The organism is Arthrobacter sp. Y3221160 (assembly GCF_059092585.1).
On sequence record NZ_JBNHHU010000001.1, the window covers coordinates 1169837 to 1190533 of the forward strand.

18 protein-coding genes are annotated in these 20697 nt (G+C 64.2%); 13 read left to right on the forward strand and 5 right to left on the reverse strand.

From position 1 onward, the window contains the following. The first annotated feature begins 60 nt into the window (after positions 1 to 60). Positions 61 to 1518 carry an amino acid permease gene (locus AC5RWG_RS05290; RefSeq protein WP_494025507.1) on the forward strand — a complete coding sequence of 486 codons (1458 nt, stop codon included), beginning with the start codon at positions 61 to 63 and terminating at the stop codon, positions 1516 to 1518. Between the two features lie 26 nt (positions 1519 to 1544). Here the strand turns inward: AC5RWG_RS05290 and AC5RWG_RS05295 are convergent, their stop codons facing one another. The 3 genes from AC5RWG_RS05295 to AC5RWG_RS05305 all read right to left on the reverse strand — a co-directional run bounded on the left by AC5RWG_RS05295 (position 1545) and on the right by AC5RWG_RS05305 (position 3319). Next, positions 1545 to 1832 (reverse strand): hypothetical protein, encoded by a 288-nt coding sequence (locus tag AC5RWG_RS05295; protein WP_494049637.1) that lies wholly within the window; start codon positions 1830 to 1832, stop codon positions 1545 to 1547. A gap of 409 nt (positions 1833 to 2241) precedes the next feature. Further along, the gene (locus AC5RWG_RS05300; protein ID WP_494049636.1) at positions 2242 to 2823 is read right to left on the reverse strand and encodes a dihydrofolate reductase family protein; all 582 of its coding nucleotides are present in this window, start codon (positions 2821 to 2823) and stop codon (positions 2242 to 2244) included. 58 nt (positions 2824 to 2881) lie between these two features. Beyond that, a complete protein-coding gene (locus tag AC5RWG_RS05305; protein ID WP_494012601.1) occupies positions 2882 to 3319 on the reverse strand; it encodes a VOC family protein in 438 nt (145 codons plus the stop codon). Between the two features lie 84 nt (positions 3320 to 3403). Here AC5RWG_RS05305 and arfB point away from each other — a divergent pair, with 84 nt between their 5' ends. Further along, the gene (arfB, locus tag AC5RWG_RS05310; protein WP_494166512.1) at positions 3404 to 3844 is read left to right on the forward strand and encodes an alternative ribosome rescue aminoacyl-tRNA hydrolase ArfB; all 441 of its coding nucleotides are present in this window, start codon (positions 3404 to 3406) and stop codon (positions 3842 to 3844) included. Positions 3845 to 3971: 127 nt separating this feature from the next. Next, positions 3972 to 4769 (forward strand): CPBP family intramembrane glutamic endopeptidase, encoded by a 798-nt coding sequence (locus tag AC5RWG_RS05315; RefSeq protein ID WP_494166513.1) that lies wholly within the window; start codon positions 3972 to 3974, stop codon positions 4767 to 4769. A 138-nt stretch (positions 4770 to 4907) separates the two neighbouring features. Here AC5RWG_RS05315 and AC5RWG_RS05320 read toward each other — a convergent pair whose 3' ends face one another. Beyond that, on the reverse strand, positions 4908 to 5516 hold the full coding sequence (locus tag AC5RWG_RS05320) for a biotin transporter BioY (RefSeq protein ID WP_494075572.1): 609 nt from the start codon (positions 5514 to 5516) through the stop codon (positions 4908 to 4910). Between the two features lie 157 nt (positions 5517 to 5673). Between AC5RWG_RS05320 and AC5RWG_RS05325 the strand changes: the two genes are divergently transcribed. The 3 genes from AC5RWG_RS05325 to AC5RWG_RS05335 all read left to right on the forward strand — a co-directional run bounded on the left by AC5RWG_RS05325 (position 5674) and on the right by AC5RWG_RS05335 (position 11521). After that, the gene (locus AC5RWG_RS05325; protein WP_494166514.1) at positions 5674 to 6945 is read left to right on the forward strand and encodes an aspartate aminotransferase family protein; all 1272 of its coding nucleotides are present in this window, start codon (positions 5674 to 5676) and stop codon (positions 6943 to 6945) included. 8 nt (positions 6946 to 6953) lie between these two features. Beyond that, the gene (locus tag AC5RWG_RS05330; RefSeq protein ID WP_494166515.1) at positions 6954 to 9968 is read left to right on the forward strand and encodes an FAD-binding and (Fe-S)-binding domain-containing protein; all 3015 of its coding nucleotides are present in this window, start codon (positions 6954 to 6956) and stop codon (positions 9966 to 9968) included. Between the two features lie 62 nt (positions 9969 to 10030). Then, positions 10031 to 11521 (forward strand): NAD-dependent succinate-semialdehyde dehydrogenase, encoded by a 1491-nt coding sequence (locus tag AC5RWG_RS05335; RefSeq protein WP_494012607.1) that lies wholly within the window; start codon positions 10031 to 10033, stop codon positions 11519 to 11521. A gap of 103 nt (positions 11522 to 11624) precedes the next feature. On the opposite strand, the gene AC5RWG_RS05340 is transcribed toward AC5RWG_RS05335, so the two are convergent. Continuing rightward, positions 11625 to 12278 carry a GntR family transcriptional regulator gene (locus tag AC5RWG_RS05340; RefSeq protein WP_494167097.1) on the reverse strand — a complete coding sequence of 218 codons (654 nt, stop codon included), beginning with the start codon at positions 12276 to 12278 and terminating at the stop codon, positions 11625 to 11627. Positions 12279 to 12682: 404 nt separating this feature from the next. On the opposite strand from AC5RWG_RS05340, the gene torT reads away from it, so the two are divergent. The 7 genes from torT (at position 12683) to AC5RWG_RS05375 (ending at position 20666) form a co-directional block, all read left to right on the forward strand. Further along, complete coding sequence (gene torT / locus AC5RWG_RS05345; protein WP_494000338.1) at positions 12683 to 13828, forward strand: TMAO reductase system periplasmic protein TorT; 1146 nt, start codon at positions 12683 to 12685, stop codon at positions 13826 to 13828. A 64-nt stretch (positions 13829 to 13892) separates the two neighbouring features. Then, positions 13893 to 15419, forward strand: a complete 1527-nt coding sequence (locus AC5RWG_RS05350; protein WP_494012608.1) for a sugar ABC transporter ATP-binding protein — start codon at positions 13893 to 13895, stop codon at positions 15417 to 15419. Positions 15420 to 15427: 8 nt separating this feature from the next. After that, the gene (locus AC5RWG_RS05355; protein ID WP_494000340.1) at positions 15428 to 16489 is read left to right on the forward strand and encodes an ABC transporter permease; all 1062 of its coding nucleotides are present in this window, start codon (positions 15428 to 15430) and stop codon (positions 16487 to 16489) included. Further along, positions 16486 to 17892: an acetyl-CoA carboxylase biotin carboxylase subunit gene (locus tag AC5RWG_RS05360; protein ID WP_494012609.1), complete on the forward strand. Its 1407-nt coding sequence runs from the start codon at positions 16486 to 16488 to the stop codon at positions 17890 to 17892. Before AC5RWG_RS05355 ends, AC5RWG_RS05360 begins: the two co-directional genes overlap by 4 nt. Next, a complete protein-coding gene (locus AC5RWG_RS05365) occupies positions 17889 to 18905 on the forward strand; it encodes a carboxyltransferase domain-containing protein (protein ID WP_494000342.1) in 1017 nt (338 codons plus the stop codon). Before AC5RWG_RS05360 ends, AC5RWG_RS05365 begins: the two co-directional genes overlap by 4 nt. Before the next feature lie 10 nt (positions 18906 to 18915). After that, entirely contained in the window at positions 18916 to 19884 is a 969-nt protein-coding gene (locus AC5RWG_RS05370; protein ID WP_494166516.1) for a 5-oxoprolinase/urea amidolyase family protein, read from the forward strand. Next, positions 19884 to 20666 carry a LamB/YcsF family protein gene (locus AC5RWG_RS05375; protein ID WP_494074131.1) on the forward strand — a complete coding sequence of 261 codons (783 nt, stop codon included), beginning with the start codon at positions 19884 to 19886 and terminating at the stop codon, positions 20664 to 20666. Before AC5RWG_RS05370 ends, AC5RWG_RS05375 begins: the two co-directional genes overlap by 1 nt. Positions 20667 to 20697: the final 31 nt, after the last annotated feature.

The window sequence follows — 20697 nt, forward strand, 5'->3', positions numbered from 1 at the left end:
CGGAGCCGCCCCTTGCGTCGGCTCCGGCCGCAGATGCAGGCGCGAACATCGGAGTCTGGCATGGCTACTTGGAGCGGTTCCCAGTCCCTCCTCCGGCGCAAGCCGATCACGGAGCTGGCGGAGGAGAGCGGGGAAAGCCATCTGTCCAAAAGCCTGGGCGTGTGGCAGCTGACCGCGATCGGCGTCGGCGGGATCATCGGCATCGGCATTTTCACGTTGGCCGGGCTGGTGGCCAACGGCGGCCCCGAGGCGGCTCCGGTCGGTCCGGCGGTGCTCATTTCCTTCCTCATTGCGGGCCTGGCCAGCGCGGCGGCGGCCCTGTCGTACGCGGAATTCGCGGGCATGATCCCGTTTGCCGGCTCGGCCTACACCTATGGCTATGTGGCCCTGGGGGAGGTCATCGGCTGGTTCATCGGCTGGGACCTGCTGCTGGAATACACGGCCATCGTCGCCGTCGTTGCCATTGGCATCTCGGGCTATTTCAGCGCCTTTATGGAGGGCATCGGCGTCCAGGTCCCGGCGTGGATGGAGGGCACCGCGGACACGGTCGAGGGCGGCGTGGTCAACCTGCCGGCCATCGTGGTCTGCCTGCTGATTACCTGGATCCTCAGCCGCGGGACCCGCACCTTCGGCCGGTTCGAACTGATAGCGGTGGGGCTGAAGATCCTGCTGATCCTCTTCATCATCGGGCTGGGGTTCTTCTTCGTGAACCCGGGCAACTACAACCCGTTCATGCCCTCCGGATTCGGTCCGGTGCTGGCCGGAGCCGCCACCGTGTTCTTCGCGGTGTTCGGCTATGACGCGATGAGCACGGCGGCGGAGGAATCCGTCGACGGCAAGAAGCACATGCCAAAGGCGATCCTGCTGTCGCTGGCCATCGCGATGACGCTATATGTGCTGGCCACCCTGGTGCTGACCGGCATGCAAAACTACAGGGACATCAGCCCCACCGCGGGGTTCGCGTCCGCCTTCGAGTCGGTCGGGCTGCCGGTCGTGGCCACGATCATTGCCGCCTTCGCCGTTGTTTCGATCCTGACCGTGATGCTCACCTTCCTGCTGGGCGTGACCCGGGTGTGGTTCTCCATGAGCCGCGACGGGCTGCTGCCGTCCTGGTTTGCGGCGACGGACCGGCACGGCACCCCGCAGCGGGTGACCTGGATCGCCGGCATCGCGTCGGCGCTGCTGGCCGGAGTGTTCCCCATCCGGGCCGTGGCGGACCTCACGAACATCGGCATCCTGGCCGCCTTCGTGGTGGTTTGTGTGGCCGTAATCGTGCTGAGGCGCACCCGTCCCGAGGTGCCGCGGACTTTCCGGCTGCCGTGGATGCCTGTGGTCCCGGCCTTCGGCGTCTTGGCCTCCGGCTTCCTGATGCTCCAACTGCACTGGGAAACCTGGCTGCGCTTCGTGGTTTGGCTGATCATCGGCCTGGCCATCTACCTGTTCTACAGCCGCAAGCACTCGCTCATGAACCCGGACAGCCCGCGCCACCGGGCCGTACCCGGGTCATCCGACGCTTGAAGGCAGCCGCTTAGCCGTTGACCTCGCTAGTCGTTGAGCTCGGCGGTGGCGACTTCATACTCTTCGACTTCGAGGATCTCCAACGATAGGGAGTTGCTTGCCTCAGAGCGGAGACTCTTCGCCCTTTCCTTACTTCCAGCCAGGTTTTCTTCCGTGTCGTACAGCGCGATGGATAAAGATTTGCCGTTCCCCTTCCCGTTCAGGAAATAGAAGCCCCGGCAACCGGGGAGTTCCAGCACCCGGGTGACGAGATCCTCCGGGGGCCCGCTGGAAGTGTCCTGGCTGCCTCGGTAAGTGCTGACTCGTGCGAACATGGCTACCTCCAATGGTTTATCAGCCGGAGCCCCGCCTGCCGCTGCATATTAGGGGCGCAATTTCGAGGCCGTGCACAACCCCTCGGCAAGCCATACCGCTGGTGCGGGCTCCTCCCACCAGTAGGCACCTCTCAGCGCCTGCGGACAATACCGGGACTCGACAATAATGCTTGCCCTTCGTCAGCGGCAGGTCCACTTGCAGTCGCGGGCTGCCACGCGGCGCAGTACAACGGATGGTGTTCGGGCCCTAAAGCGCGTCGCCGTCGTCCTTCGCGACGGCCTAGGGGAGCCGCCGGTCCTCGGGATGCTGCAGGCGCAACCACTTGTAGCCGAACCCCTCGAGGGGCAGGGTGCAGGTGCCGTCCTCGGCACCTTTTCACGTCCGCGCCACCCAGCAGGTCCAGCATCCTTATCGTGCCTTGGCGGGTTGTCGAGGCACGTATCTCAGGTACGCGATGCCGTTGTCGAAGATTCTGTGTTCGGTAAGGCGCAGGTCGAGGTGCACGTCGTCGGGCAGGGCACGCAGGCCTCCGCCCACCATCTTTGGCACCACGAAGAACCGGAAGTCGTCAATCAGGCCCGCACGGATTGCGTCTGCCGCGACCGTGGGCCCGAAGATCTCGACTACACCCTTCGCACCCTCCACGACCCGCTGCAGCTCGACCAGGCTCAGGCGCGGCACGATGCGTGCCCGGTCCGAGGTGAGCTCTTCGACCGTCATGGTCGACGACACCACGACCTTGTCCAGGCCCCGCCAGCGCCGGGCGAACTCCCGCTCAGCCACAGGACGGTCCTCGCCGTCAGGATAGGTGTCCCAGTACCCCATCAACGCATAGGTTCTCCGCCCGAGCACCTCGGTGGACACCTCCGCCATGCGCTCGAGGTGCACGGCGAACACGGCATCGCTCGGGCCCGTCCACTGGAAGTCGCCGTCGGCATCGGCGACGTAGCCGTCGATGGACGTTGTTGCCACGAAGGCGAGGGTTCCCATGATCGTTCCGCCCCTTCACGCTGGGTGTGCCGGGTTCCCACGGCGACACCGGCACCGGTCAGTTCTTCTTCAGTTCCTCGGCGAGCATCACGATGATGCCGCTGGGACCGCGGACGTACGTGAGCCTATAGGCGTCCTCGTAGGTCGCCACCCCGCGAAGCGGCCGGCAGCCGTGTTTCGCGGCTATTTCGAGGGCCTTGTCCAAATCGTCGACCGAGAAAGCGACCCGGTGCATGCCGATCTCGTTCGGGCGGGTGGGCGTCGACTCGATCGCTTCGGGGTGGAGGTACTCGAAAAGCTCGAGCCGGCCGTGGCCGTCCGGGGTCTGGAGCATCGCGATGTTGGCGTGGTTGCCATCGAGCCCGACGGCGGTGTCGGTCCAGTCACCGCTGACCGTGTCGCGGCCGAGGACCGTCAGGCCGAGGTCGGTGAAGAAGGCGATCGCTGCTTCGAGGTCGCGAACGGCGATGCCGACGTTCTCCAGTTTGATGGCCATGCGCGACATGCTAGCGAGCCGGGAGGACAAAAAAGAAGCCCTCCGCCAGCTGCGCCGCGTCGGAGTTGCGGCACAATAAATCGTGTGGATGACCTGCTTGTGCCCCCGGGACCCGGCGCGCCCCGCGGCCTCCGGGTGCCGGCGGGAGAGCTGGTCGAGCAGTTCTCCCGAGCCTCGGGCCCTGGCGGCCAGAGCGTCAACACCGCCGACTCACGCGTGCAGCTCAGTCTCGATCTGGGCACCACGACGGCGCTCAGCGAGATCCAACGCGAACGAGCCGTCGCCAGGCTCTCCGAGAGGGTCTCGGGCACGGTGCTCACCATCAGCGCCTCCGAACACCGCTCCCAGCGGCAAAACAGGGCTGCGGCGCGGCAACGCCTCGTCGCACTCCTGCGGGACGCGGTGACTCCGCCGGTCGTCCGGCGGGCAACCCGGCCCACGGCTGGCTCGCGGCGCCGCCGGCTCGAATCGAAACGGTTGCGCTCGGAGACCAAGCGCAACCGCAGGCGCCCAAACTCCGAATAAGCTGACCATTTTGCGCTCTTGGAATGGGGTGAGCATGGATAACGGTGTTTCGAGAGCCGAACCGGCGCCATCTCCCCGCGGAGGCCGTGCGGGACGCCTGATCGCCCGGCATCCGGTAACTGCCTTTGTGGTCATTGCGATCGGGCTGACGTGGGCGGCGCAGGCGATATCGATCGCTCTGCTGGGCAACGTTGTGCCCGGGCTCCTGGCAGAGCTGCTGATCCTGCTGGGTACTGCGGTCCTCGTGACCGCAGCCTCAGGCGGCGGGAAGGCCGTCCGGGGCCTTTTTCGGCAGGCTGTCCGCTGGCGGGTAGGCGTCGGCTGGTACATCGCCGCCCTGCTCGCCATACCCGTGCTGACCCTGCTGATCGCCGCGGCGACCGGGTCTTTTCGGCAACCCGAAGCCGGCTGGGCCGCTGAAACCGGCAACTATTTCCTCAATGCCATCCTCGTCGGGGCTGTGCTGGCGAATATCTGGGAGGAACTGGCCTGGACCGCCGTGGTACAGCACCGGCTGATGGAGCGGTGGGGCCTGATCGCCGGCTCGCTGCTGACAGCCTTGCCCTTTGCCCTCATCCACCTCCCCCTCGCCTTCGCGGACAAAGGCTTCACGGGGACGCCCGTCCGGGAGGTGCTTTTCTACTGGGCGGTCCTGTTCCTCTTCGCCCCGATTTTCAGGCTCCTGGCAGGCATGGTGTATCTGGGCACGGGCGGAAGCATCCTCATCGTCGGCCTCCTTCACGGGTCCTTCAACGCCTCCGGCTCGGAAAAGCTCAAGGCGTTCGAGGGAGAGTGGCAGCAGATCGCCGCCGCAGCCATGCTCGCCGTCGTCCTGGCGCTCTACCAACAAAGCGGGGCACGCGTTAAGGGGCGCCGAACAGGATCCCGACCGGATCGCTACTCAGCATTCCCGGACGACACCTGAACTGGACTCGGTGCAGCGGCGGCGTCGTGTTGGAACAAGCATTGAGGGAGCCCGGAATTCAAGTGGACACGATACGAGTATCCTCAGGTGGCATCACGTCCTAGAGCAGGGGCATTCCAAGCGGGCGGGTCGAGTCCCTTAGGCGCGGGCAGAGTCCTTGGGCAGGCGGGCCGCCAGCTTCCACGCGGCCGGCATGGCCGCTGCCGCGATCAGCGACTTCACGATGCCGCCGATGATGAACGGGTACAGGCCCCACTCGAGCGTCTGCTGCAGGTCGGCGCCCAGGGAAATGGCCAGCCAGGCCATGCCGAAGACGAAGGTGATCACGGTGCCCGCCAAGAATGAAACGGTGGCGCCCAGGAACTTTTTGTCCCAGTTGCGCTTGGCCAGCCAGCCGGTCAGCCCCGCGGCGGCGATGAAGCCCACCAGGTAGCCGCCGGTCGGGCCAACGGCGGCGGCCAGGCCGGAGGAGGCGTCGCTGAACACCGGCATGCCGGCCACGCCGGCCACCCAGTACAGGGCCATCGACAGCATGCCGCGGACCGGGCCCAGCGTGCTGCCGACCAGCAGGACGGCCAGGGTCTGGCCGGTGATCGGGACCGGCCACAGCGGCACGGCCAGCTGCGCCATGACGGCGGTCAGGCCTGCCCCTCCGACAACCAGCGCGGTGTTGGCCAAGGCGGTGCTGGGGACCAGGGCGTCGGCCAGGACACCCTGTCGCGCAACGGCGGCTGATGCTGTGCTCATGGTTGCTCCTAGTGTTTTGCGGAAAATCCTCAAGAACCGCGGGCACCCCGGCGGATTTGAGCGGTGCCTCCGCTCAAATCCGCGGTATCCCACCTCTGACACTAACTTGATCGACGATTGTTGACAATAAAATAATGCGACGCGCATCATGGGACGCATGGCCTCCCTTAGCCCTCTGTTGAAGCAGGCGACCCCACTGACAGTCGACCACGCCCTGGGCAGTTGGATCTACGCGACCGATGGAAAAACGTACCTTGATTTCACTACCGGCATTGGGGTGACGAGCACGGGTCATTGCCACCCGCGGGTAGTGGAGGCGGCCCGCGGTCAGGTGGGAAAGATCATTCACGCCCAGTACACCACGGTGATGCACAAGCCGTTGCTGGCGTTGACCGAGAAGCTTGGCGAGGTGCTGCCGGCAGGCCTGGACTCGGTGTTTTATGCCAATTCCGGATCGGAGGCGGTGGAGGCTGCGATCCGTTTGGCCAGAATGGCCACGGGCCGGCCAAACCTCGTAGTGTTCCAGGGCGGTTTCCATGGTCGGACGGTTGCGGCGGCTTCACTGACCACCGCCGGAACGAAGTTCTCCGCAGGGTTCTCCCCGCTGATGTCGGGGGTGCACATGTCCGCCTTCCCCTACGCCTACCGGTACGGCTGGGATGAGGCGGCCGCCGTGGAATTCGCATTGAAGGAACTGGACTACCTGCTGCAAACCCGCACCGCGCCCAACGACACCGCAGCATTCCTGATCGAACCGGCCTTGGGCGAGGGTGGGTACCTGCCCACCCCGGCGGCGTTCCTGGAGGGACTGCGCGAACGTGCCGACCGGCACGGCATCCGGCTGATCTTCGACGAAGTCCAGACAGGCGTGGGCCGCATGGGCAAGTTCTGGGGGCACCAGTACTCCGCCGCCACCCCCGACATCCTCATCACTGCGAAGGGCATCGCCTCCGGATTTCCAATCTCGGCAATCGCCGCTTCCACCGAACTGATGTCCAGGGGCTGGCCCGGGTCCCAGGGCGGGACCTATGGCGGGAATGCGGTCTCTGCCGCCGCCGGCGTCGCCACCCTCGATGTCATTCGTGACGAAGGGTTGGTTGAAAACTCACGGATCCGCGGCGAGCAACTCCAGGCCGGACTAAAGGAAATCCAGGCCCGTTTCCCCGCCATCGGCGACGTCCGCGGCAAGGGTCTGATGCAAGGCATAGAATTCACCACCGAAGCCGGCGGCCCCGACGCCGCCACCGCGGCAGCAGTCCAACAGGCCACGACCCGCCACGGCCTGCTCACCCTCACGTGCGGGCCCGCAGGCAATGTCGTCCGCCTGATCCCCGCCCTTATCGTCACCGCCGAAGAAATCGCCACCGGCCTCGAACGCTTCGAAAACGCCGTCGCCACCGTCACCGCGGCCGTTTCCTCGAAATATTGAGCCCACCCATGACGGATGCTGTTCGCTCCCCCGCAGGCCCGGCAACGGGCAACCGCCAAACAGGCGCACCGGATGCAGGTCTCCCCGCGGTACTTGCACGCCTGGCATCCGCGGGCGTGGCTGCCGACAGCTCGCCACGCCGCGTAGCGGAATACTCCTATGACGCTTCCAACTACCGGGTAACCCCGCTTGCCGTGGTGTTCCCCCGGACGGTTGAGGACGTGCTCGCGGCCGTTGCTGCATGCCGGGAAACGGCAACCCCGCTGATCGGGCGCGGCGGCGGGACGTCCATGGCGGGCAACGCCATGGGCCCAGGCGTGATACTTGACTTTTCCCGCCACATGAACGCGATCCACGAGATCGACGAGGTGGAGGGCATCGTGAGCGTCGAGCCCGGCGTCGTGCTCGCCGTCCTCTCCCACGAGGTGGAGAAGGCCACCGGTCACCGGTTCACCTTCGCTCCGGACCCGTCCTCCAAGAACCGTGCCACCGTGGGCGGCTCGCTGGGCAATGATGCGTGCGGCAACCACTCCGTTCGCTACGGCCGGATCTCCGACCACGTCGTGGAGATTGACGTCGTCACTTCGGACGGCGCGCGCCTGACGGCCACGGCCGGCGGGCTGCGTGCCACAGATCCTGGCGACAACGACTCCGCAGCGCGCGCGGGTGCACTGACCGCCTCCTTCAAAGACTTGGCCCGCAGTCACCTGTCCGAGTTCCGCCTGGAACTCGAACGGATCCGGCGTCAAGTCTCCGGCTACCATCTGGCCCACCTTCTTCCAGAAAACGGGTTCAATGTCGCCCGAGCCCTCGCGGGGTCCGAGGGGACCTGCGCCATCATTGTCGGCGCCCGGATGAAGCTTGTGCCTAAGCCGGCCAGCGCCCTGCTGGTGTGCCTGGGTTATGCGGACATAGTCGACGCGGCTCGGGACGTCATGACCATCCTGGAGTTCTCCCCGGCTGCCGTCGAAGGTATCGATGAGGCGATCGTGGACACCATGCGCTTTCGCCGCGGCAAGGGCTCGGTGACGGGTTTGCCCACAGGCAAAGCCTGGCTGTACGTGGACCTCGACGGCGGGAATCCGCACCAGGTCCGGGCGGAAGCTGACCGGCTGCTCGCCCGACTCAGGGAAAACGGCCGCTTGGTGGATGGGCACGCCGTGCCGGACCTGCAGGAGCGAGCCGCTCTTTGGCGTGTCCGCGAAGACGGCGCCGGGCTCTCAGCGCGGCTCTCCACGGGTGGAGAATCCTGGCCAGGATGGGAAGACTCTGCAGTCGCCCCGGAGAACCTTGCGGATTACCTCTCAGACTTCCGCGACCTTCTGGGCCGCTACGACCTGACGGGCGTAATGTACGGACACTTCGGTGCCGGCTGCATGCACATCCGGATCACCTATGACCTGCGCACCCCAGCCGGCCGCCGCGTTTTCCGCGACTTCACACAGGAAGCTGCCCGGCTGGTCGTCCGCCACGGCGGTTCGCTCTCCGGCGAACACGGCGACGGCAGGGCACGATCGGAACTGCTGCCCCTGATGTACTCTCCGCGCCTGCTGGCGGCCTTCGCCGCGTACCGGCGCACCTGGGACCCGGCAAGAATCCTCAATCCCGGATCCCTCACCGATCCTGACCCCCTGGACGTCAATCTGGCGCTGCAAGGCATTCCCGAGCGGCACTGGCGCACGAGCTTCGACCTGCGCCCGGTCAGCGCCGGTGGCGGAGCGACCGCCGAAACCGACACCCCCGAGACCTCCACCGGCAGCGGTACGGATCCGTGGGTCCACGCGCTTCAAAGCTGCATAGGCGTGGGGCGATGCCGCACGGACGCGGGCGGCGTAATGTGCCCCAGCTACCGCGCCACGAAGGACGAGAAGGACTCCACCCGGGGCCGGTCCCGGGTGCTCCAGGACATGGTCCGCGGCGCCCGCACCGTGGAGGAAGGCTGGAAGTCCGAGGAGGTCCGCGAGGCGCTTGATCTCTGTCTGTCCTGCAAGGCCTGCTCCACCGACTGCCCCACGGGCGTCGACATGGCCACCTACAAATCCGAATTCTTCTCGCACTACTACAAGGGCAGACTCCGCCCAATGTCCCACTTCTCCCTGGGCTGGCTGCCCCGCTGGCTCAAGCTCACGGGCCGCTCCGCGCCTCTGGTCAACGCCTTGATGTCCACCCCGCTGGCGAAGGTCGCCGCCGCCCTCGGCGGGCTGACCACCCGGCGTGCGATGCCGCGTTTCGCCGGAGCCGGCGAGTGGCGTCGCGAAGTAGCGGCCGCCGGCATTGGTCCGGCAATCGACCACAGCGGCGGCCTTGCTCCGGATGTCCACGGCGTGGTGCTTTTCGTGGACAGTTTCACCCGCGGCTTCCGGCCGGAGGTGGCCGGTTCCGCTGCCCGAGTTCTGGCCGGCTCGGGCTCCGTGGAATGCTCAGCCGAGTCCTGCTGCGGCCTGACCTGGATTTCCACCGGCCAGCTGGATACCGCGAAAAAGCACATGGCCGCGGCAGCGAAGGTTCTGGATGACGGGACCGATCGGCCCATCGTGGTGGTGGAACCCAGTTGCGCGGCGGCGCTGCGCAAGGACCTGCCCGAGCTGGTCCACACGGAACGGGCCCGCCGGGTTGCCGCCCGGGTGCGAAGCTTTGCGACGTACGTCGACGAGCTGTCCACCGCCGGCTGGAAACCAGCGCCGGCCCGCCCCCTTCCAGAACAAGTGGTGCTGCAGACGCACTGCCACGAATACTCAGTCTTCGGAGCCGGTGTCCAGCGCTCGGCACTCAGGGCCGCGGGCGTCAAGAGTGTGGTGGATGCGCCCGGTTGCTGCGGCGTGGCCGGAAACTTCGGCTTCGAGAAGAATCACTACGGCATCAGCATGCTGGTTGCCGAGCAAGCGCTGGCCCCGGCCCTGCGTCAGACCGGTTCCTCTTCGGTGATCCTTACTGACGGATTCTCCTGCGCCATGCAGGTGAAACAGATCGATGGCTCCAGGCCGGGTCGTCACCTGGCCCAACTATTGGACCCCGGCGAATGAGCAGCATTGATTTCCCAACGCAACGCCGGCCACAACACCTCCAACCAAGAAAAGGATCGCTCATGAGCATTCAGTCAGCCGGCTCCCGAACGTCACAAAAGGCGCTCAACGCCGTCGCAAAGGTCAGCACGAACCTCTACATTGACGGGGAGTGGACCGAAGCATCGTCCGGTGCCCGGTTCGATGTCGTCAATCCTGCCACCGAGGAAGTCATCGCCAGCGTCGCCGACGGGGGCCCCGAAGACGCGCGCCGGGCGATCGAAACCGCCGGCCGGGTCCAGAAACAGTGGGCCAAGACCCCGCCCCGGGAGCGCAGCGAAATCCTGCGCCGCGCGTTCGACCTGATCATGGCCCGCCAAGACGAACTGGCATTGATTATGACCACGGAAATGGGAAAACCCTTGGCCGAGTCAAGAGGCGAGGTGGCGTACGCCGCCGAGTTCTTCCGTTGGTTCTCGGAGGAAGCCGTCCGCATTAGCGGAGATTTGACCACCAGCGGCGACGGCAAGAACCGCATCCTCGTCTCGAAGGAACCCGTTGGACCCTGCGTCTTGGTCACGCCCTGGAACTTTCCACTGGCGATGGGCACCCGGAAGATCGGCCCTGCCATTGCGGCCGGCTGCACCATGGTCTTCAAGCCTGCCAACCTCACTCCACTGTCTTCGCTGGCACTGGCAGACGTCCTGGCAGAGGCTGGTCTGCCCAAGGGTGTGCTGAACCTGGTCACGACCTCCAAAGCCTCCGAGGTGGTCACCCCATGGATGGAAAGCGGCATTGCCCGAAAGGTTAGCTTCACCGGGTCCACCGGCGTGGGCATCCGCTTATTGGAGCAGGCTGCCAAAAACGTCATGCGTTCTTCCATGGAACTGGGCGGGAACGCCCCTCTCATTGTGTTTGATGACGCGGACTTGGACCGCGCCGTTGAGGGAGCCTTCGCCGCAAAGATGCGCAACATGGGTGAAGCCTGCACCGCCGCCAACCGGATTTTCGTGCAGCGCTCCGTGGCCGCTGACTTCTCCGTCCGCCTCGCCCAGCGGCTGAGCGCCTTAAAGGTCGGTGACGGCGCAGTGAGCGGCACGGACGTCGGCCCGCTCGTGGAGGAAAAGGCTCTCAATAAGGTCCAAGAACTTGTGGACGACGCCGTTTCCAAGGGCGCCAAGGTGGTCTGCGGCGGCTCCCGCCCGGAGGGCAGCGGCTACTTCTACTCCCCAACAGTGCTCGCGGACGTCGGCCCCGACGCCGCGCTGATGAACGAAGAAATTTTCGGCCCGGTGGCGCCCGTCATCCCCTTCGACACCGAAGACGAGGTGGTGCGGTGGGCGAACGACACCCCTTGGGGCCTTGCCAGCTTTGTGTTCACCCAGGACCTGGACCGCGCCTTCCGCGTCGGCGAGGGTCTGGAGTCGGGCATGGTCGGCCTTAACACGGGCATCGTTTCGAACCCGGCGGCGCCGTTCGGCGGCATCAAGGCCTCCGGTCTGGGCCGCGAGGGCGGGCGCGTGGGCTTGGATGAATTTTTGGAGATCAAGTACATGGCCATCCCGCGGGTCTAGGGATTGGCAACCTCGTCCAACGTCGCCGCCTCGCGAATCGCTCCCCCACTCACCGGCGGGAAATGTGGAAGTGAGGGAGCACTGGCGCAACCCGAGGGGACGGCTAGGGAATCAGCCGCATCAGTGCGTCCTCCATGTGTTCGGCCATCAGCTTCTCGGCGAGGTCTGAATCTCCCTTGGAGATGGCTTCCGCGATGCGTTTGTGCTCGGCGATGCGCTTGTCGGCGGTAGCGTACGTGCTTTTCAGGGCATTGAGGCACATCCGTGTTTCCGTCAGGAGAGTGTCGTGCATCTTCTTCAGGCGAGGGCTGCCGGCGAGCTCAACCAGGAGGGCATGGAAGCTCATGTCCGCTTCGGTCATGGCTTCGCCGCGGGGGCTTTCCGCCGCATCCTCCATGGCATGCACGGCTTTCATTAGCCGGGCCGCGCTGTCCTCCGGGTTGGTGCTGACCAGGCGGCGGATGGCGGCTGCTTCCACCGCGGTTCGGGCCAGGTAGATGTCCCGAAAATCGTCCTCGTCCATGCTGACGACGAAGAGGCCCCTGTTCCGGTAACTGACGAGCAGCCCTTCCTGGGTGAGCCGCTGCATGGCCTCCCGCAGGGGCCCCCGGCTGACCCCCAGTTCTTTGGCAAGCTCGGCTTCACCGAGTTGGAGGCCTGGAGCGAAATCACCTCGGGCGATTGCATCGCGGATACGGCGGGCAATAATGGCCGGCGTAGACTCCTGCACTATCGGGTCGAGCACTCCCCTTTTCATCCTGATTTCCATCCTCGCTGCCATTGAGCCCCACCAACTCGTTCTGGTCGAACCCGGAACCATCGCTGTCCATGTCAGATGTCTTTAGTCGACAATTGCATAGTTTACTCCGTAGCCCGGAGTTGGCCCGGGAAAGCCTGCCGGTCGGCGCGAACAAAGCGCGATTGGCAGGGGTCCGCCCGGCCGGCCCGGCGAGACCTGAAGCGCGCGCGATAGGTGCGGCAGGTCCAGGCCGTACTTCAGCACTGAACTTCAAGCGATGCGAGAAACAGCGCGAAAAGTGTTGATGTGATCCCCGTCACGGACTATGCTGGCAACACCCGCTGCAGATTGTGTACAAAAGGCAATCGACTTAATCGGCCTCTGCCGGGCGGGCCTTCGGCTATCGGCGCTGGGAGAAACACATGAAGCTGAATAGGAAAGCCAACACCATCGGCGCGCTTGCACTGGCCGCCACCTTGGCGGCAACCGGGTGCGGGGCAATGGGAGGCTCCGGAGACGGGCAGACCGGGGAAGCCACGGGCACCGGTTCCGCGGAGAACTGGACTACGCCCGCCCTCAATACGGCTCTGAACGGCAAGACGACGGAAACCACCTATGAGCCCATTGCAAACGACAAAATTACCAAGCAGTGGAAGATCTGCGTCCTGTTCCCTCACATGAAGGATTCCTACTGGGCCGCCACGAACTACGGGACGCTGATCGAGGCACAGAGGGACAAGGTTGAGTACAGCATGTTCGAGGCTGGAGGCTATACCAACCTCGACAAGCAGCTAAGCCAGATGCAGGACTGCATCAACGGCGGCTACGACGCGATCGTTCTGGGCGCCATCAACGCAACGGGCGTATGCCCCCAGGTGGCCGCCGCGCTGGAAAAGAAAATACCGGTGGTGGACTTCATCAACGGTACGGACTGCCCCGAGTCCAAGGACAATCCCCTCTTCTCCCACGCGCTCGTGAGCTTCCATGATCTGGCAGTGACGACGGCCGAGTACATCATCGATGACACCAAGGGGTCACCCGCCCTGGTGGGTTTCTTCCCCGGGCCGGAAGGCGCCGGATGGTCCGATGCGGCAGTCAAGGGTTTCCAGGACACCATCAAAGGAACCAACGTCAAGATGGCGGAGATGCGGCGCGCCGATCCGGGCCTGGAGATCCAGCAGAACCTCATTGAGGACACCCTCAAGGTCCATCCCGACATCACCCACATCGTGGGAGTTGATATTGCTGCCGAAGCCGGTGTGAATGCGGTGCGGAACGCCAACATGACGGGAAAAGTTGACGTCTACGCCTTCGACATCATCCCGCCCGTGTACGACGCGATCGTGGCCGGCGACGCCGTAGGTTCGCCAACGGACTTCACCACCATCCAGGGACGTATGGCCGTTGACCAAGCCGTCCGCATGCTGGAAGGCGAGAAGCTGGAGGCGCCCACATCCGGACCGGTGCCCAAGATGATCACCCAGGAGAACGCCGCCGACGTGCCCTACAACGAGATGTTCGCGCCGCGGGACTTCAAGACGGTGACGAGCTGGACACCGAAGAGCTGATCCATCCACGCGGGGCCGGGCCCCGCGTGTGTTCCCGGTTCGTGGGCACTCGCATCTGAAGGGAGTGAAGCTGGCATTGGAACAGCATCCGATCGTTGCACTTGGCAATATCGTCAAGACCTTCGGGCCCGTGAGGGCACTCAAAGGGATGTCCCTCGACCTTTACCCCGGCGAAGTACACATCCTGCTGGGCGAGAACGGCGCGGGAAAATCCACGCTTGTGAACATCCTCCTCGGTAACTACCAGCCGGACAGCGGCACCATTACCGTCCGCGGCTCGGACGTCGCCCACCACTCACCGGCGAATGCCCGGAAACTGGGCATCAACGTCGTCCTGCAGGATTTCAGTTTGGCTCCAACGCTGTCCGTCACCGAGAATCTGTTCCTCGGCCGTGAGGTGAAAACCTTTGGGTTCGTGAACCGCACCAAGATGCGGGCCATTGCCCGGGAGAAGGTCGGCCAGCTTGGGGCAGCCATCGACCCGGACGCTGAGGTTGGGACGCTGCCAAGGGCCGAACAGCAGCTCGTGGAGATCACGAAAGGGCTGCTCGGGACACCGGGCATCCTCCTTCTCGATGAGCCCACGGCCGCCATCAGCGAACGGGAAGCGGACCGGCTTTTCCGGATCATAGACCGGCTCCGGGACGAGGGCTGGGCGCTTCTCTACATCACCCACCGGATGGAGGAGGTCCGACGCCTGGGCGACCGGGTCACCGTGATGCGGGACGGCACCTTCATTTCGACCCATACCCTCGACGAGGTTTCCGAAGAGCAGTTGATCACCGACATGGTCGGCCGGGAGCTCGCGGCCGTCTATCCGCAAAAGGCCGAAACCAAGGGCGAACCCCTGCTGGAGATCGAGGATGCATCCACGGCCGACGGCAAGGTCGCCCATGCATCCCTGCGGGTGTGTCGGGGTGAGATTGTCGCCGTGGCCGGGCTCGTGGGTTCGGGCAAAAGTGAACTCGCAAAGGCCGTCCTCGGTCTCATCCCCCTGTCCAGCGGTTCCGTCTCGGTCAACGGCAGGAAATTCAGTCGCCCCAACCCCCGCCAGATGATCCAGGCGGGTATCGGCTTCATGCCGGAGGACCGCAGGCGGGAAGCCCTTGCGCTTGACCTCAGCGTTCAGGAGAACATTGCTCTTGAAGTCAACCGGATTAAGAAGTACAGCACGCTGGGGCTGATCCACGGAGCACGGATCCGTTCCCTCGCGCAGGCACTGGCCGAGCGGCTCGATATCCGGCCGCGGTCCGTAACTGCCGAGGCCCGGGCCCTGTCGGGCGGCAATCAACAGAAGGTCGTTCTGGCCCGCGCCCTGACACGGGAACGGAAGGTTTTCGTGGTGGCCGAGCCTACTTCCGGGGTGGATGTCGGGGCCCGCCAGGAGATATATGCCAATCTCCGCAAACTGTGCAGTGACGGTGCCGGCGTCCTCATGGTCTCCTCCGACCTCGAGGAGGTCGTCGGACTTGCCGACCGGGTCTATGTGATGAACGGCGGGCGCGTTCAGGCCGAGCTCGTTGGCAACCAAATCACAAACGAAGCCGTTGTCGCTGGTGCCTTTGGGCATGCAGTAGGCGCATCAGCATAAGGACTGCCATGTCAACAACCGAAGTCAAGGGCCCGGCGACCGCCGTCCGAGGTACCAAGAAACCAAACCGCCAGTTCTGGCTCAGGTTTTTCAGCAGCGTCGGACCGCTGCCGCCGCTGCTGATCGTCATGGTGGTCGTCTTTGCCGTGGCAAACGACCGCTTCCTGCAGCCCGACAACCTGCTATCCGTCTCCCAGCAATCCGTCACGCTCCTGCTGATTTCCCTGGGACAGATGCTGGTACTGGTAACGGGCGGATTTGATCTGTCCGTAGGGGCAACCGTCGCGCTGTCTTCCATCGTGTCTGCCACGATGATGCAGAAAGTCTATGGCGGCATACCGGAATTCTCAGGCCAGTCCATGATCATGGGTTTCGTCGTCTGCATCGCAGTCGGACTGGTCGTCGGGATGGCCAACGGCCTCGGCGTGGCTTTCCTGAAGGTCAACCCGTTCATCGTGACACTTGCCACTGCCACTATCGTCACGGGCATCACGCTGGTCTACAGCGGGGGCGCCACCGTGTCCGGCCTGCCGAGGGACTACATAGTCGGCCTCGGGTCAGGCTTCACCCTGGGCATACCCAACCTGGTTCTCGTAGCACTGCCGATCCTGGCGATTGTTTTCGTCGCACTGAAATGGACAACGTTCGGCCGCCACCTGTATGCCATCGGCGGAAATGCCCTGGCAGCAAAAACCGCGGGCATCCAGGTGCGGCGGAACCTGATTGCCACCTACATCATCTGCGCCGTTCTGTCCTCTATCGCGGCCTACCTCCTGACTGCCCGCAGCGGCTCAGGGCAACCGACCTTTGGGGGAGCTTTCGCGCTTCAATCCATCACCGCGGCCGTCATCGGCGGCGCCTCGCTCCAGGGCGGCCGCGGCGGCGTCGGCGGCACTGTCCTGGGCGTCATCTTCATCATGCTGCTGGGCAACGGAATGAACTTCATGCGGCTCGATACGAACATGCAGAGCATCGCCCTGGGGTTGGCGCTCGTTCTCGCGGTCCTTGCAGACCGCTTCCGTGCCTCGGCCAAGGCGCGCCTCATCGCCAAAGGAGTCGTCAAGTCATGACCACGCCGTTGTTTGAATCCCTCTTGGTCACCAACCGCGGCGAGATCGCCCGGCGCATCATCCGCACAGCGAACGCCCTGGGCATCCGGACCATCGCCGTCTGCTCGGATGTGGACACAGAGCTGCCCTTCGTAAAGGAAGCCTCGGAATTTTTCTCCCTGGGTCCGGCCAATCCTGCCGAATCCTACCTGAACGTCGACAAACTGATGGAAGCAGCCCGTACCGTCCGGGCTTCGGCCATCCACCCTGGCTACGGTTTCCTCGCCGAAAATTCCGGCTTCGCCCGGCGGGTTATCGAAAGCGGCATCACGTGGGTGGGACCTTCACCGGACTCCATGGACATGGTGGCGGACAAGATCAACGCCCGTAACCTGATGCAGGCCGCAGGCGTGCCGGTGGCGACAGGATCGGCCGAACCGGTAAGCGACGCCGCTGAGGCAGTAGAGATCGCCAATTCTGTCGGCTACCCGGTCATCGTTAAACCATCCGGAGGCGGCGGCGGCATCGGAATGATAGTCGCCGACAATGACGAAGACCTGCGGGCAGCCTTCGACACTGCACGGTCGCGTGCAGAGCGCTTTTTCGGGGACTCGCGGATCCTCATTGAACAGTTCATTCAACACGCCCGCCACGTCGAGGTCCAGATCCTAGGACTCGCGAGCGGCAAGGTGATAGCGCTCGGAGAGCGGGACTGCTCGGTCCAGCGCCGTCACCAGAAGGTCGCCGAGGAGTCGCCGTCGCCGGGCATCACACCGGAACTAAGATCCCGGATGCTGGACGGCGCGGTAAGAGCGGGGACTGCTGTCGGTTACCGCAATGCCGGTACGGTCGAATGCCTGGTCGATCCAGTGCGGCAGTCTTTTGTTTTCCTGGAGATGAACACCCGGCTGCAAGTGGAGCATCCTGTCACCGAAGCCGTGTTCTCCATCGACCTTGTCGAGGAACAACTCCGCGTAGCCGCCGGCCAGGACGTCAGCTTCGACGCCGGCAACCTCCAACCGACAGGACATGCCATCGAGATGCGGATCTATGCCGAAGATCCGCAACGCTTTCTGCCGTCGCCCGGGCTCATCAGTGAGTGGACGGAACCCGCAGGAGAAGGTGTCCGCGTCGACAGCGGCTATGCAGCCGGCAATACCGTGACCACGGCCTACGATCCGCTCCTGGCAAAACTCATCGTTTGGGGGCAGGACCGGGAAGAAGCACTCGCACGTGCCGGATCCGCCGTCGAAGCCTTCCAGGTGGCCGGGCTAAAAACCAACCTTCCATTTTTCCGGATGCTTCTCAACGATCCGGCCTTCAAGTCGGGCCGCTACAGCACCGGCATCGTGACCGAAGTCCAGCACCGGGCCGCCGAATCAAAAGCACGGGGCGAAACAGGTCAGGAGGAGCACGCACGATGAAGCCGCACGAGGTTTCCAAACAGTACATCTCGGAACGCTGGGCAGGAGTCCCGTCCGCACTTTACGAGCGCCGGGCGGCCACCGATGGCAAACCCGCGCTCACGTACCGCCTCGCCGGCGACAGTTACCTCCTCGCCGAGTTCGGTGACATGCATTTTGACCTGAACCTGAACTTCTTTGTCCACAACATCAACACCGAGGTGAACCGGTCCCGCCCACCTGGACTGGTCGAAACATCCCCCGGTTTCCGTTCCATACTGCTCTCCTACAACCCGGCGGAAACAAACGTGGCGAACCTCGTTTCGGCATTGGACGAGGCCTATGACAACGCAGCCGGTACGGAAAACCTGGTCCTTCCCAGCCGACGAGTGAATCTTCCTGCCGCGTTTCACGATTCGACCTCCAAGGAAGCCGTTGCCCGCTATGTGCGCAGCATCCGCTCCGACGCCCCCAACTGCATGAACGATAACAACGTCGATTACACGATCGCCTACAACGGGCTTCGGGACGTCGACGAGCTGGTCGAAGTCGTCACCGGGACCGACCTCTGGGTCGGATTCATCGGGTTCTTCCCCGGGCTGCCCTTCACGTTTCCTTTGGATCCGCGGAAGGTTCTCTTCGCGCCCAAATACAACCCGACCCGTACCTGGACAGCGGAAGGAGCTATCGGCCTGGGCGGACCGTGCTACTCGATCTACCCCGTGGAATCGCCTGGCGGATACCAACTGCTCGGCAGAACCCTGCCCGTGTACGACATCCAACAGCGCAACCCTGCTTTCGCCCAGTCGCCTCTGCTGCTGCGCCCCTGCGACCGGGTCAGATTCCATGCCGTTTCCGAGCAGGAACTGACCGATTCCTTCGAAGCCGTGCACCGGGGCGAATACGTCTACGACATACAGGACGAAGACTTTGACGTCGCCGGCTATAACGCCTGGTGCGCTTCGCTCGTGGCCGAGGCCGCAGACTTCACCGCCAAGCGGGACACCGCTGCCGCCGCAACCGCCGTCCCGTGAGGAGCCACATATGTCCATTGAAGTTGCGCAACCCGGCATCCAGACAACCGTCCAGGACTGGCCTGGACGAATCGGAATGCTGTCACGCGGTTATTTCCCCGCCGGTCCGATGGATGATTTCGCGTTCCGGCTCGGCAATGTCGCCGTCGGCAACAGCCCCGACGCTGCCGGCCTGGAAATCACACTGGGCAAGACTAAATTCCGGTTCCGGTCCCCCGCCACGGTGGCCGTAACCGGCGCCGCAGGTGAAGTGACCGTCGACGGAAGCCCGGTGCCACAATGGGCTGCCGTTGACGTTCCCGCGGGTGCGGAACTGAAAATTGGTTTGGCGTCATCCGGGTTCAGGTTTTATCTGGCGGTAAGAGGAGGAATCGATGTCCCCCAAATCCTCGGTTCCCGGTCCACCTACACCATGGGTTCACTCGGAGGGGTGGAAGGACGGGCGCTCGTCAAGGGAGACGTCCTGGACATCGGAAGCTCGGATACCTCATCCGTAGCGGAACTGCCGCAGGAACGGATCCCCGAGTATCGGCACGACTGGGAACTGGAAGTAGTGCCAGGGCCATTTGCCTCACCCGAGTTCTTTACGGAAACGGACGTACAAAACTTCTTTGCTCGCTCTTGGACGGTTGACCAGAATTCAAACCGTACCGGTATCAGGCTGGACCCGGTGAGGTTGCAGTGGGCCCGGCCCGACGGCGGGATTGCCGGCGGACATCCATCCAACATCCTCGACACCGGCTACCCTGTCGGCGGAATCAACCTCAATGGTGACACTCCCGTGATCCTCGGACCTGACGGGCCCACTTCCGGCGGCTTCGTCGTCTTCGGAGTCGTGCCGAAGGCGAGCCTATGGAAAACCGGCCAGATGCGGCCGGGGACCGACACGATCCGGTTCAAGCCCATTTCCATCGACGACGCCTATGCATTGGACGAGGAACGTTCCATGCTCATGTCTGCAGCAGGAGGAACCGGATAATGAACACAGCCATCGAAATCAACTGCGACATGGGAGAAGGTTACGGCCGCTGGCGCTTCGCGCCGGACGAGGAGTTCATGCCCTATATCAGCGCCGCCAACATCGCCTGCGGCTTCCATGCCGGGGACCCAAGAACCATGCGCCGCACCGTCCGGGCGGCGGTCGACCAAGGCCTCCAGATCGGAGCGCACGTCGCGCTGCCGGACCTTCTGGGCTTCGGACGACGACGAATAGCGGTCTCGGCAGAAGAGCTTCAGGACTACACGCTCTATCAGATTGGCGCCCTGAAGGGCTTCGTTGAGGCTGAAGGGGCGAAACTATCGCATGTGAAACCGCACGGGGTCATGTACCTGATGTCGCTGGAGGACGAAGAGCTGGCCGAAGCTGTCATCGCGGCGGTCGCCGAAATAGACAGCTCCCTGCCTCTCTACTGCTTCGACAAGCGCCACACGGAGCTCGCCGCCCGCTACGGCGTCCGGTTGGTCCAGGAAGGATTTGTCGACCTCGGCTATGACGACGCCGGCAACCTCCTTATCGAGCGGGAAAAGCTCGCTTGGGACCCGGCACTCGTCTCCTCACGTGCGATCAGGTTCGTGCGGGAAGGGAAAGTAGCCACCGTCTCCGGGCGGGATCTTGAAATCTCCCCGGAAAGCATTTGCCTGCACGGGGACGCGCCGAACTCAGTGGAGGTGATCCGCACGGTCTGGCAGTCCTTGCAGGATGCCGGCATATCTGTGCGTCCGTTGACGGAAGCCGAAAACGCGGCGCCGGCACCGGACTGATCCCGGTGTGCATCGAGCTGACCGCCGGATA

Coding starts and splice junctions, on each gene's coding strand:
- AC5RWG_RS05290 (WP_494025507.1), top strand. CDS start 61: ATGGCTACTTGGAGCGGTTCCCAGTCCCTCCTCCGGCGCAAGCCGATC.
- AC5RWG_RS05295 (WP_494049637.1), bottom strand. CDS start 1,832: ATGTTCGCACGAGTCAGCACTTACCGAGGCAGCCAGGACACTTCCAGC.
- AC5RWG_RS05300 (WP_494049636.1), bottom strand. CDS start 2,823: ATGGGAACCCTCGCCTTCGTGGCAACAACGTCCATCGACGGCTACGTC.
- AC5RWG_RS05305 (WP_494012601.1), bottom strand. CDS start 3,319: ATGGCCATCAAACTGGAGAACGTCGGCATCGCCGTTCGCGACCTCGAA.
- AC5RWG_RS05320 (WP_494075572.1), bottom strand. CDS start 5,516: ATGAGCACAGCATCAGCCGCCGTTGCGCGACAGGGTGTCCTGGCCGAC.
- AC5RWG_RS05325 (WP_494166514.1), top strand. CDS start 5,674: ATGGCCTCCCTTAGCCCTCTGTTGAAGCAGGCGACCCCACTGACAGTC.
- AC5RWG_RS05330 (WP_494166515.1), top strand. CDS start 6,954: ATGACGGATGCTGTTCGCTCCCCCGCAGGCCCGGCAACGGGCAACCGC.
- AC5RWG_RS05335 (WP_494012607.1), top strand. CDS start 10,031: ATGAGCATTCAGTCAGCCGGCTCCCGAACGTCACAAAAGGCGCTCAAC.
- AC5RWG_RS05340 (WP_494167097.1), bottom strand. CDS start 12,278: ATGAAAAGGGGAGTGCTCGACCCGATAGTGCAGGAGTCTACGCCGGCC.
- torT (WP_494000338.1), top strand. CDS start 12,683: ATGAAGCTGAATAGGAAAGCCAACACCATCGGCGCGCTTGCACTGGCC.
- AC5RWG_RS05355 (WP_494000340.1), top strand. CDS start 15,428: ATGTCAACAACCGAAGTCAAGGGCCCGGCGACCGCCGTCCGAGGTACC.
- AC5RWG_RS05360 (WP_494012609.1), top strand. CDS start 16,486: ATGACCACGCCGTTGTTTGAATCCCTCTTGGTCACCAACCGCGGCGAG.
- AC5RWG_RS05365 (WP_494000342.1), top strand. CDS start 17,889: ATGAAGCCGCACGAGGTTTCCAAACAGTACATCTCGGAACGCTGGGCA.
- AC5RWG_RS05370 (WP_494166516.1), top strand. CDS start 18,916: ATGTCCATTGAAGTTGCGCAACCCGGCATCCAGACAACCGTCCAGGAC.
- AC5RWG_RS05375 (WP_494074131.1), top strand. CDS start 19,884: ATGAACACAGCCATCGAAATCAACTGCGACATGGGAGAAGGTTACGGC.